11 protein-coding genes are annotated in these 11,818 nt (G+C 69.7%); 5 read left to right on the top strand and 6 right to left on the bottom strand.

Annotated features, from left to right (window positions below; genetic code table 11):
- Positions 1-180: 180 nt before the first annotated feature.
- The gene (locus ABLG96_RS19225; protein WP_353648922.1) at positions 181-1,701 is read left to right on the top strand and encodes a glycosyltransferase family 39 protein; all 1,521 of its coding nucleotides are present in this window, start codon (positions 181-183) and stop codon (positions 1,699-1,701) included.
- 14 nt (positions 1,702-1,715) lie between these two features.
- Here ABLG96_RS19225 and ABLG96_RS19220 read toward each other — a convergent pair whose 3' ends face one another.
- The 6 genes from ABLG96_RS19220 to ABLG96_RS19195 all read right to left on the bottom strand — a co-directional run bounded on the left by ABLG96_RS19220 (position 1,716) and on the right by ABLG96_RS19195 (position 7,291).
- Positions 1,716-1,907, bottom strand: a complete 192-nt coding sequence (locus ABLG96_RS19220) for a hypothetical protein (RefSeq protein WP_353648921.1) — start codon at positions 1,905-1,907, stop codon at positions 1,716-1,718.
- Positions 1,908-2,233: 326 nt separating this feature from the next.
- Positions 2,234-3,334: a Gfo/Idh/MocA family oxidoreductase gene (locus ABLG96_RS19215; RefSeq protein ID WP_353648920.1), complete on the bottom strand. Its 1,101-nt coding sequence runs from the start codon at positions 3,332-3,334 to the stop codon at positions 2,234-2,236.
- 5 nt (positions 3,335-3,339) lie between these two features.
- On the bottom strand, positions 3,340-4,116 hold the full coding sequence (locus ABLG96_RS19210) for a ThuA domain-containing protein (RefSeq protein WP_353648919.1): 777 nt from the start codon (positions 4,114-4,116) through the stop codon (positions 3,340-3,342).
- Positions 4,117-4,600: 484 nt separating this feature from the next.
- Positions 4,601-5,614: a beta-propeller fold lactonase family protein gene (locus tag ABLG96_RS19205; RefSeq protein ID WP_353648918.1), complete on the bottom strand. Its 1,014-nt coding sequence runs from the start codon at positions 5,612-5,614 to the stop codon at positions 4,601-4,603.
- Between the two features lie 25 nt (positions 5,615-5,639).
- Positions 5,640-6,476, bottom strand: a complete 837-nt coding sequence (locus ABLG96_RS19200; RefSeq protein ID WP_353648917.1) for a maleylpyruvate isomerase family mycothiol-dependent enzyme — start codon at positions 6,474-6,476, stop codon at positions 5,640-5,642.
- Between the two features lie 53 nt (positions 6,477-6,529).
- Complete coding sequence (locus ABLG96_RS19195) at positions 6,530-7,291, bottom strand: class I SAM-dependent methyltransferase (protein ID WP_353648916.1); 762 nt, start codon at positions 7,289-7,291, stop codon at positions 6,530-6,532.
- Between the two features lie 96 nt (positions 7,292-7,387).
- On the opposite strand from ABLG96_RS19195, the gene purD reads away from it, so the two are divergent.
- From purD to ABLG96_RS19175, 4 genes are all read left to right on the top strand, one after another.
- Positions 7,388-8,689 carry a phosphoribosylamine--glycine ligase gene (gene purD, locus ABLG96_RS19190; RefSeq protein WP_353648915.1) on the top strand — a complete coding sequence of 434 codons (1,302 nt, stop codon included), beginning with the start codon at positions 7,388-7,390 and terminating at the stop codon, positions 8,687-8,689.
- Positions 8,690-8,864: 175 nt separating this feature from the next.
- A complete protein-coding gene (locus ABLG96_RS19185) occupies positions 8,865-10,001 on the top strand; it encodes a glycosyltransferase (protein ID WP_353648914.1) in 1,137 nt (378 codons plus the stop codon).
- 11 nt (positions 10,002-10,012) lie between these two features.
- Positions 10,013-11,179, top strand: coding sequence for an aminotransferase class I/II-fold pyridoxal phosphate-dependent enzyme (locus tag ABLG96_RS19180; RefSeq protein WP_353648913.1), 1,167 nt, complete (start codon positions 10,013-10,015; stop codon positions 11,177-11,179).
- Between the two features lie 414 nt (positions 11,180-11,593).
- The gene (locus ABLG96_RS19175) at positions 11,594-11,791 is read left to right on the top strand and encodes a hypothetical protein (protein ID WP_353648912.1); all 198 of its coding nucleotides are present in this window, start codon (positions 11,594-11,596) and stop codon (positions 11,789-11,791) included.
- Positions 11,792-11,818: the final 27 nt, after the last annotated feature.

Below are 11,818 nucleotides of genomic sequence, written 5' to 3'. Positions count from 1 at the left end.
GTTCGGAGCGCTCGATCGCATCGGCCTGGCCGATCGGGTCGCCGATGATCGGGAACAACCTGGTTCGCCCGCTCAACCCAGCCGGTGGGTGCACTCTGCCGAGCGTAGGTGATGCGGTCGGCCATCGGGGATCTCGTCGAACCTCCCGGATCGTTCCCGACGGCGGTAGCGTCATCAGACGTGACCAGCGCGGCACCTGCCGACACCGATCCCCACCACCCTGCGGCGACCCGTCCACCGTTCGCCCGCCTCCCGGCGTGGTCTGCCGTGCTGACCGTCGCCGTGCTGCTGACGGTGTTGTCGTCCAGGTACGGATTCCACCGCGACGAGTTGTACTTCCGGATGCTCACCCCGGCGTGGAACTACCTGGACCAGCCGCCGCTCACGCCCTGGCTGGTGCGGACGATGACCTCGCTGGTGGCCGACGAAGCCTGGGCGGTCCGGATCCCGGCGACGCTGTTCCTGGCCGGCTCGGTGCTGGTGATCGCGGCGATCACCCGCGAGGTCGGCGGAAGTGCTGCAGCGCAGATGATCTCGGCGTGGGGCTACGCATTCGGTGCGCTCCCGCTGACCATGGGTCACGTCATGCTGACGGCCTCCGTCGACCTGCTGGTCTGGCCGCTGGTGGCGCTGTTCGTCATCCGGGCACTGCGGCGGGAGGACGCCCGCTGGTGGATCCCGGCCGGCGTCCTGATCGGACTGTCCACCTACAACAAGCTGCTGATCGCGTACCTGGTGATCGCGCTGCTGATGGGTCTGGCGGCATGGGGTCCGCGCCGGGTGTTCAGGTCGCCGTGGCCGTGGAGCGCGGCCGGTCTCGCAGTGCTGATCGCACTGCCGAACCTGATCTATCAGGCCACCCACGACTGGCCGCAACTCGCGATGGGAGCGGCACTCTCGGGGAACAACGGCAGCGACGTCCGGGTGCAGGCGGTCCCGTTCCTGGCGCTGCTGATCGGTCCGCCGATGGTGCCGATCTGGGTGGCGGGGCTGGTCGCTTTGGCCCGGCGCCCGGACTGGCGCCCGCTGCGGAGCCTCGTCGTGGCGCTGCTCGTCGTGGTGGCGTTGACGGTGATCGGCGGCGCGCAGGTCTACTATCCGCTCGGGCTGCTGGCCGTGGTGTTCGCGATCGGTGCGGTGCCGACCGCCGACTGGATCCACCGGGGACGGGGTCGCGTCCGGCGCGTGCTGGTGACGACGGCCGTCGCCCTCGATGTCGTTGTCTGCTCGGTCATCTCGCTGCCGGTACTACCGCTCTCGGTGGTGGGATCGACGCCCGTGCTCGACATCAACCAGACCGTCGGCGACCAGATCGGCTGGCCGACCTATGTCGCCCAGATCCGTTCCGTCATCGACAGCCTGTCGCCGGCGGATCGCGCCGGGGCGGTGATCATCGCAACCAACTACGGCGAGGCGGGCGCCCTCGACCGGTTCGGGCCGGCATCTGCGTTGCCGCCCATCCTGTCCGGCCACAATGCGCTGGCCGATCAATCCGCCGTGCCCGCGTCGGTGACGGTCGCCGTGGTGGTCGGTGAGCAGGTCCGGACCGCCGGCACGGTGTTCGAATCCTGCCGCACCGTCGCCGTGCTCGACAACGGGGTTGACGCCGACAACGAGGAACAGGACCAGCCGATCGCCCTGTGCCGCAACCCGATCGGCGGTTTCCCGGCGGCCTGGCGAGAGTTCCGGCACCTCGACTGAGTTGCCGAGCTGGATCAGGTGCGCCCGGTGTGGGACTTGTGGATCATCCCGGCGATCACGCCGGTGACCAGGGCCCCCACCACCACGAAGGCGAGCCCCACCAGCGCCGCGGTGGTCGGGCCCATCCCCGTCAGGTTCGAGATGAACATGAAGATGAACCCGGCGGCGAAGCCGCCGAGGAGGGCACTACGAAGATGTTCACCCATGAGGTCTCCCTGATTCGATTGACGACCTCCGGGGAGATCGACTCGAGCCGAGTGAACCATGACAACAGGACCGGCGCCCGTGACATCTGTCATCGGGCACCGGTCTGCGTTCGGCCTGCACTTGGGGCGCGCCGAGCTCTTCGGCCCGTGACTCCTCGTCGTGCCGCATGCGGCGGTCCGCCGCATGCTCGATGGTCACATTCGGCCCCGGTATGGCCCGGAACTGACCAGCTGGCATGCGGCTGACCTTCTGGCATGCGGGACGGAGGGGCGGTCACCGGCGGAGGGTGGCTCGGTCACGGGTGGTACGTGAGGTCGATCGGAAGTCAGCCGATCTCCGGCTGGGTCGTGAGCACCTCGCGCTGCTGCGCCGCGGATGCGTAGGCGGCGTCGATCAGCCCGGCCCGGGTCAGCGAGAGCGAACCGTCGACGCCCTGCCGGTCACCCGAGAGGACGAGGTCGCAGAACTCGGCGACGCAGGCGCTGTGGCCACCGTTCGCGGGGATCTGCGGGCGGATCTCCGCCGGCCGGCCCTGGACGTCGGTCATGATCACCAACTCGCCGCCGTCGCCCGAGGTGGGGGAGCCCCACTGCAGGTGCGCCCCCGCCTCGGACCCGTACAGATCGACGAAGCACAGATCGTGCGGCACCCACTGGGCCCAGCTGGCCTCGACGACGAGCGTGCCGCCGTCGTCGAGTCGGCAGAACGCGGTCGCCAGGTCCTCGACCTCGTAGTCGGTGGTACCCGCAGACGTGCCGCGGTAGCCGGTGGATCCGCCCAGCCCGCGCGGACCGAACTCGGCGTAGGTGTTGGCGCTGACGGCGGAGACGCCCGGCTCACCGAGCAGGTGCAGCGCCATGTCGACCATGTGCACGCCGATGTCCATGAACGGGCCGCCACCGGCGCTGTCCTTGCGGGTGAACCAGGTGCCCAGGCCAGGGATGCCCTGCCGACGCACCCAGCCGGCCTTGGCGTAGTAGATCTTGCCCAGCATGCCGTCGTCGATGGCCTGCTTGAGGGCGGTGACGACGCCGCGTCGCCGGTGGTTGTAGGAGACCTCGAGGACCCGGTCATTGCGGCGGGCGGCCGCGACCATCATGGCGGCGGTGGCCGCGTTCTCCGCGATCGGTTTCTCCGACAGCACGTGCACGCCCGCATCCAGGGCGGCGATCGCCATCGGGGCATGCAGCGACGTTGGCGTCGCGATGGAGACCACGTCGAGCTGCGCATCCCGCAACAGGTCGCTCACTTCGCGGTAGGTCTGTTCGACGCCGAACTGTCCGGCAAGCCTGGCCGCGACATCGCCCTCCTGACCGCAGATCGCCACCAGCTCCGCGTTCGCTGCCTCCAGGTAGCCCTGCATGTGCTGCTGACCGGCCCAACCCAGGCCGATGACGCCCGCGCGCAGCGGGGTGGTGGCGCTCATCCTCATCAGATGTTCCTGCCGTGCGGGCCGAACCACGGCTCTGCCCTGTCGACGACGGCTGGGACGGTGCGGTCGGAGGCCGCATCCGGCGCTGCCCAGCCGACCGCGTTGGCGAGCACCCGGCGGATGTCGGGGTGGTGGTAGACGGGGAAGGCCTGGTCGCCGGGGGAGAAGTAGAAGATCCGGCCCTTGCCGCGACGCCACGTGCAGCCGGAGCGGAACACCTCACCGCCGGTGAAGCTCGAGAGGAACACCTGCTCGTCGGGCTGCGGGATGTCGAAGTACTCGCCGTACATCTCCTGCTGCGGGATCACCAGCGGGTGCGGGACACCAGCGGCGATCGGATGGTCGGGAGCGACCGTCCAGACCAGTTCGGCATCGTCAGCGGAACGCCATTGCAGCGAGCAGGTGGTGCCCATCAGTCGCTTGAAGATCTTGGCGAAGTGCGCCGAGTGCAGCACCAGCAGGCCCATCCCGCCGAGCACCCGCTGGTGGACCCGCTCGACGACCTCGTCCGACACGTCCTCGTGGGTGATGTGGCCCCACCAGGTCAGCACGTCCGTCTCGGCGAGCACCTCTTCGGTGAGACCGTGCTCGGGCTGGTCCTGGGTGGCGGTGCGCACCCGGACGGTGTCGCCCAGCAGCTCCGTCAGGCCCTCGGCGATGGCACCGTGCATCCCTGTCGGGTATCGCTCAGCCATGCCCTCACGGTCGTGCTCGGTGGTCTCGTGGTGGTTCTCGCCCCAGACGACGACACGCAAGGGCGATGCAGGATTCCTCATGCGTCCCAGCATTCCGCATCGGTTCGCGCGGCGTCGGTCGGCCCCGATCACCGTGGTGAGCTCCGGCCTCGAGCAGCACGACGCCGACTCCTTCGGCTCTGTGCGAGTGGGCGCGGAACGCGGGTCGCGACCGTCCGCACAGCGCCTCAGAGCGGGTCGTTCCACGAGTCGAGCCGCGTCCGCAGTACTGCCGTTGTGATCCGCCTCCATCCCGGACGAGCCGCGGCAACACCGCGACCTCACGTGCCACGGCGGTGTCGGAGGGCGGGAAGCGCCTGACGACCAGCCGGTCCGCACCGTCGGTGACGACGACGGTCGTCGCGTGCTGCCCACCCGCCGGCACGCGCTCGAGCCGCAGCTGCTGCCCGAGCAGGTCGGATGCCGCGCCGACCACCGCGGCGGGATCCATCGGATCCGTCACCCGCGCCGGATCCGTCACCCGCGCCGGCGGTGCGTCCCCGGAGTACCGCTCACTGTGTGCCGCTCACGGGGCGTCGATCGCCAGGATGTGTGCCGGTGCCGGCGTCGAGATGCGTCCGACGACCCCGCCGGGAAGGTCGGTGGCCGGATCGATCTGCAGCACGCTGATCTCGTCGGACTCCTGGTTCGCCACCAGCAGCCGGTCGCCCAGCTGCCGATGGTGACGCGGCCACCGGGCGCCGCTGGGTGTCCGGCCGAGCACGGTGGTCGCGGTCGCGTCCAGGGTGACGATCAGATCGGGACCGCGCACTCCGGCGTAGAGCACCGCGCCGTCGCTCGAACCGGTCAGCTCGGCGCCGGCGGCGTCTGCCGGGACGTCACCCACCAGCAGTGAGACGGTCGAGAGGATCCGCCACGGGCCTTCGTTGATCCGCTCCACCGTGATCACCTGGCAGCTGTACTCGGTGATCACCGAGACCTTCGACGTGCTGTGCACCCACAGGTGGCGGGGACCGCTGCCCATCGGTAGGACGACCGTGCCGATCTGCTGCAGGATGTCGGCGGTGTCGAAGAACCGGAGCTGGTCATGTCCCAGGTCGGACACCACGATGTGCCCGTCGCCCAACGGCGCCGCACAGTGCGCCCGGGACTGCCGGTCGCCCTCCGGCGCATGGGGGTCGATCGACGGGACGGCCAGGCTGCGCTCACCGAACGAACCGTCGTCGTGCAGCTCCACCCGCACCACGTCGCCGTCGCCGTAACAGCAGGCGATCAGGAGATCCGGCCCGACGAGCAGGTGACAGACGGCCTCGCCGGCCGGGATCTCATCGAACGGGGTGAGCGTCGTGCCGACGATCCGGAAAGCGGCGAGCGTGCCGGCCGATTCCTGCGCTGCGTACAGCACCGCAGCGCTGTGGTGGCGGGCCAGCCAGGACGGCGACTCCGCGGCGCCGACCCAGCGGGTCTCGGCGGCCTCCCCTGCCTCGTCGGCCGTCAGCAGGCGTATGCCTTGCTGCCCGGTCCCGCTGTCTTCGGGGTAGCCACCGATCCAGGCCACTGCGCGTGCCTCGGTGCTCATGACGTCTCCTTCGTACCCACGGATCTCAGGCCCACGAGACCCGGACCTTGTCCCGCCAGATGCCCAGCAGTTCGGGTTCGCCGGTCACCGCCACCTCGTCGCCGCGGTTCCACAGCCCGAGGTACAGCGACGCTGCGGTCCCGGTGATCAGGGTGGAGCGGTCGTCGGGGGTTGCCGACCGGGCTGCCACCGGGGGTTCGGGCGAGAGCGTCAGGGTCCACGCGACTCTCGCGTCGGTGGGGGCGACCACCACCCGGTGCGGCACCTGCGCTCGCAGCTGCGACCGGGACCGGGTGATGAAGCCCGTCAACAGCTCGTCGAGACCGTCGACGGCCAGGGCCGGCGGCACGTCGGCCTCCCTGGTCGTCGGGATCCGGCCCAACCGCCCGCTCAGGCCGTCGATCGAGTGGATCAGCGTCTCGTGGGCCTGCCGACGGGCCCAGAACGACCGCGGCGCCGGCGCGTTCTTGAGGAACACCAGCGCATCGAGGTCGTCGGAGGCCCTCGCCAGCGCGTCCACCAGTTGGTCGGCGCCGCGGACCAGCCAGGCACCCAGGTCCTTGTCGTCCGGCGCTGCTGGTGGCGGGATGCTCACCGCGGCGCCGGAACCGTTGGCCACATGGTGCAGTGCCCAGCGGTGCACCTCACCGGCGTGCAGCACCAGATCGCGCATCGTCCACTCGGGGCAAGTGGGCACCGGCCGGCCGGGACCGGTGACGCCGAGGTGCTCGGCCAACGATCTGGCGGCTCGCCGGATGGTGGTGAGGTGGACCTCGAGCGGTACACCCGTGGCGACGTCGGGTGCATCGGGGTTCGTGGGCGCGGGGTTCGTGGGCGCGGCGTTCATGGGCGCGGCGTTCATGGCGACAGCCTTTCACGTCGGGCCGACTGCGCGAGTCGAGCAGATCCGGCGGCTCAGACGGCGATGAGGCCGAAGTACGCCATGCCGAGAACACCCCGGTACCCGCGGAAGTAGGCCTGCCGTTGCCGGTCCGCGCGCTGCCGGACGGCGTCGGCGTCCGGATGATCGCAGGGATGCCTGCTCAGCCAGGTGGCGTAGCAGGCCGAGTATCCCGATTCGAACTCGTCCCACTCGTCCTGGGACGCCTCGAACACGTGCACCGGCCGGAACCCTTCCGACACCGCGATGTCGAGCACGTCGGGGAGGGCGATGAACTCGTCGGCGCGGCCGGACAGCGCTGCGGTCGCGGCTGGGGTGGGCTCCCTCGACCACACTCCCTCGCCGTAGACCAGTCGCCCACCGCGGGTCAGCAGCGACCGCAGTGCGTGCAACGCCGCCCGGTAGTCCAGCGGCTGCGCCTGTTCGACGGGTGGCCCCCAGATCTGGCTGGCCCCGATGCAGATCGCCGCATCGACCCGGTCGCCAGGAGTCTCTGCGGCGTCGCCGACGCGGAGATCGACCCGGGAGTCCAGGTGCCGCAGCGCCGCCGTCGAGCGGCCGTGCTCGATCGCCGTCTGGTCCAGATCAATGCCCACTCCGCGAGCCCCCGGTGCCCCGGCGACCACCCTGAGCAGTAGTTCCGCCCAGCCACAGCCGACGTCCACCACCGAGTTCGTGTCACGGGAGGCGAATGCGACCAACCGGTCCGCATGCCCCTCCGACAGTGGGGTCATGAAGGTCAGGTCCTGATACGGCGGCGTGAGCTCGATCGGCATCCGCCCAGCTTTGCCCGCCGCTGCCGAACACGCCACGGGTTTGACGCGCGGAGGAGTCCTGCGGAGGTCGCGGGATCCACCACCTAGCCTGGTCGGGTGCGCATCCTCGTCATCGGCTCCGGAGCTCGTGAACACGCCTTGCTGCGCGGGCTGGCCCGCGATCCTCAAGTCCGGGAGCTGCACATCGCCCCCGGCAACGCCGGCACCCACGACCTCGCCACCGCGCACTCGCTGACGATCGCCGACCCGGCCGCCGTCACGGCGTTGGCGGTGTCGCTGGAGGTCGACCTGGTGGTGATCGGACCGGAGATTCCGCTGGTCGCCGGCGCGGTCGATGCCCTGCGGTCCGCCGGCATCCCGGCGTTCGGGCCGACCGCGGCTGCCGCGGCGATCGAGGGCAGCAAGGCGTTCGCGAAGGACGTGATGGCCGCCGCCGGTGTGCCCACCGGCCGCGCCGTCTCGCTGGCCGCCGACGTCCCCGCCGAGGCGGTCGATCGGGCACTGGAGGAGTTCGGCGCGCCCTACGTCGTGAAGGACGACGGGCTGGCAGCCGGCAAGGGCGTCGTCGTCACCATCGACCGGGCCGTCGCCGCGGCGCACGCCCACGACGTGCTCGCCGCGGGTCACCCGGCGCTGGTGGAGGAGTACCTGGCGGGCCCTGAGGTGTCATTGTTCGCCGTCTGCGACGGATCCCGCTGTGTTCCGCTGATCCCGGCCCAGGACTTCAAACGGGTCGGCGACGGCGACACCGGACCGAACACCGGCGGGATGGGTGCCTACGCGCCGTTGCCGTGGATCGCGGACGACCTGGTCGAGACCGTGCAGCGGGACGTACTCGACCCGGTGCTCGCCGAGATGGGCCGCCGGGGAACCCCGTTCGCGGGCCTGTTGTACGCGGGTCTGGTGATCACCGACGAGGGACCGAAGGTGATCGAGTTCAACTGCCGCTTCGGGGATCCGGAGACGCAGGTGGTACTGGAACTGCTCGACTCACCGCTGGCGCAGCTGCTGTACTCCTCGGCCATCGGTGAGCTGGGAACCGCTGCGCTGCAGTGGAAACTGGGTTCAGCGGTGACCGTGGTGATCGCCGCGGAGAACTATCCGGGGACGCCGACCAGCGGTGACGAGATCACCGGTGTCACCGCGCCGGCCGAAGATGCCGTGGTGCTGCACGCCGGGACGGCCAGGGATTCCGGCGGCCGATTGGTCAGCGCCGGAGGTCGGGTGCTGTCGGCGACGGCGCACGGGCCGGACCTCGCGACGGCCCGCGCCGCGGCGTACCGGATCGCCGAGTCGATCTCGCTGCGAGGCAGCCACTTCCGCCGGGACATCGCCATGGCCGCGGAGCAGGGCAAGGTGCAGGGCACTGTGCAGGGAGCGACGCACACCCCGCGCTGAGTCGTCGGCTGAGCGGGATCCGTCCGCATCCGGCGTATCCTGACGGGCGAACGCAAGCGTGCATGGTCGTCGTTCGGCCGCTGGCGCCGCTGTTGATCAGTGGTGCGCGAGGGGCTCGGCGACGAGCATGAGCGCCGTCCGGTCGGCAGTCACCCGAGAAGAAGAAGGTCATCCCGTGCGCCTGGTCGTGCAGATTCCGTGTCTGAACGAGGAAGAGACGCTCCCGATGGTGCTCTCCACCATCCCGAAGCAGATCGACGGGATCGACGACATCATCATCCTGGTGATCGACGACGGTTCGTCCGATCGCACTGTCGAGGTGGCCAGGGAGCACGGCGTCACCCACTTCGTCCGGCACGCCCGCAACCGCGGCCTGGGCCGGTCCTTCCACGACGGCGTGCAGCGCGCGCTGGAGCTCGGCGCCGACATCGTGGTGAACACCGATGGCGACAACCAGTACCCGCAGGAGATGATCGGGGAGCTGGTCCGGCCGATCCTCGAGGGCCGCGCCGAGATCACCATCGGTGACCGGCAGACGGCCGAGATCGAGCACTTCTCCGGCTTCAAGAAGCGGATGCAGAAGTTCGGCAGCGACGTCGTCAACATGGCTGCCGGGACCAAGCTCCCGGACGCCGCGTCCGGCTTCCGTGCCTACTCGCGCGACAGCCTGATGCTGCTCAACACGATCACCCGCTTCAGCTACTGCATGGAGACGATCATCCAGGCGGGCAACAAGAAGCTGAAGATCGTGAGCGTCCCGATCCGGACGAACCCGAAGACCCGCGAATCCCGACTGTTCAAGTCGATGCGCGAGCACATGATGAAGTCGGCCGGTGCCATCATCCGGGCGTACATCATGTACAAGCCGTGGGCGATCTTCTCCCTGTTCGGCGGGATCTTCGGTGCCCTCGGCATCATCCTGCTCGGTCGGTTCCTGATCCTGCAGTTCCAGACCAACCCCGGCCAGCACGTGCAGTCGGTGATCGTCGGCGCCGTGAGCATCGTGCTGGCCATCCTGATGCTCGTCATCGGCATCACCGCCGACCTCATCCGTACCAACAGGATGTTGATCGAGGACACCCTGGAACACACCAAGAAGATGCGCTTCGGACGGGACGAGTACATCCCGCTGAACGAGGAGCAGGCCCTGCACCGCGCCCAGCCGGTCGGCAGCCTGATGCCCCGCTCGCCGTTGGGCGTGAAGCGCACTGCGACCGAGGGTGGGCAGCCCGCGGTCGTCGAGTCCGGGAGCACTCCGGCGCCCGGCGACCCGAGCGGTGTGACCGAACCGGTGCGCTCGTCCGCCCGCTGACCGGCGCACCCGTGGTCGGCAGAGGACCCAGCGCCCGCAGCTCCGTCGACCCGTTCCGGGTGATGCAGGTGCTGGCGGCCGCGAGTGCCCGTCGGGCGACCGGTGCGGCGACCTACGATCTCACCGCCGGTCAACCGTCGACCCCGGCACCGAGCGCTGCCAGGGCTCTGGTGCACGAGTCGCTCGAGAGCCAGGTCCTGGGCTACACCCCGACCCCGGGCATCCCGGCCCTCCGGGAAGGCATCGCCGCGCTGTACCGCGACCGGTACGACCTGGTGGTCGACCCCGCGTCGGTGTTCGTCACCACCGGGTCGTCGTCCGGGTTCATCCTGTCGTTCCTGTCCGCGTTCGACGTCGGCGACGTCGTCGCGGTGGTCTCGCCGGGCTACCCCGCCTACCGGAACACGTTGCAGGCGTTGGGCTGCGAGGTGCTCGATCTGCCCTGCGGGCCGCAGACCCGCTACCAGCCGACGGTCGCGATGCTGGAGCAGCGGTTGGCGCAGGGGCAGCGCATCGACGGCCTCATCATCGCCTCGCCGGCGAACCCGACCGGCTCGATGTTGGCGCCGGACGAGGTCGCCGCACTGGCCGCATTCTGCGCGGCCAGGGGGATCCGGCTGATCTCCGACGAGATCTACCACGGCATCACCTACGGCACTCGTCAACAGTCGTGTGCGTGGACGACCGATCGGTCGGGCATCGTCGTCAACTCCTTCTCCAAGTACTTCTCGATGACGGGCTGGCGGATCGGCTGGCTGCTGGTGCCGGAGGATCTGCGGACGGCGGTAGATGCGTTGGCCGGCAACCTCTCGATCTGTCCACCGGCGATCTCGCAGATCGCGGCACTGGGCGCGCTGGACGCGATCGCTGAGTGTGACGCCCACGTGCAGCGGTACGCGGCGAACCGTCGGATCCTGATCGACGGGCTCGCTTCCGTCGGCATCACGGACGTCGCGCCCCCTGACGGCGCGTTCTACGTCTATGCGGACGTCTCCCACCTGACGGACGACAGTGCAGTCTGGGTCAGCCGGCTGTTGGCCGACACCGGGGTCGCCATCGCCCCTGGGATCGACTTCGATCTGCGGCGCGGGCACCGCTTCGTCCGGTTCTCGTTCGCCGGGTCGGACATGGATGTCGCAGCCACCCCTGCAGTCCTGGGTGAATATCTCACCCGGTAGGGCGGATCGTAGAACGCTGGACCCGCTCGGTCGCGTTGTCGGTAGCCCCGGGTGACCTGAACCCGTACGGATTCCAGAGCGTCGTCGCTCGGCAATCGCGGCCGGGCAGACGTCCTTCACGGTGCCGGGCGCCTTTCTGAGCCTGTTCGGTACCGGCCGGTTCGAGCTGCGTGCGTTCAACTCCACCTACGGGTGGTCCTCGGTGCCGGTCACCGCCACCATCGGGACCACCAGCGCGGCCGGTGCCGGCTTCAGTTCCTGTTCGGTTCCCTGGTCCCGCGGTGACGGGACCCTGACCCACCCCGAGCGGAGAGTTCAGGGTCGATCCCTGATGCCCCAACACCTTCCGCCGAGCACTCTGGAGTCAGATCGGCGCGGGACTGGCTCGCCGCCGACATCAAGGAGATGAGCTCGATGGACAAGATCCTCAAGGTCGCCGGCATCGTCGTGGTTGCCTGGATCGCCCTCGGACTGCTGGGGCTGATCTTCAAGTTCCTGGTAGGAGCGGTGTTCTGGGTCGGCCTGATCGCCGGCGGCATCTGGCTGTTCAGCGCGGTCACCGGTCGCAGCCGCCGGGCGATGGGCGCCGAGCGCCACAGTACGCTGCGCTGACCGCGATCCGGAGCGCAGCCCCTTTGG

The sequence above is a fragment of the Nakamurella sp. A5-74 genome, assembly GCF_040438885.1.
Classification (GTDB): domain Bacteria; phylum Actinomycetota; class Actinomycetes; order Mycobacteriales; family Nakamurellaceae; genus Nakamurella.
Note: the sequence above shows the minus strand (reverse complement) of the source record. Positions and strands in the feature narration are given on the sequence as shown.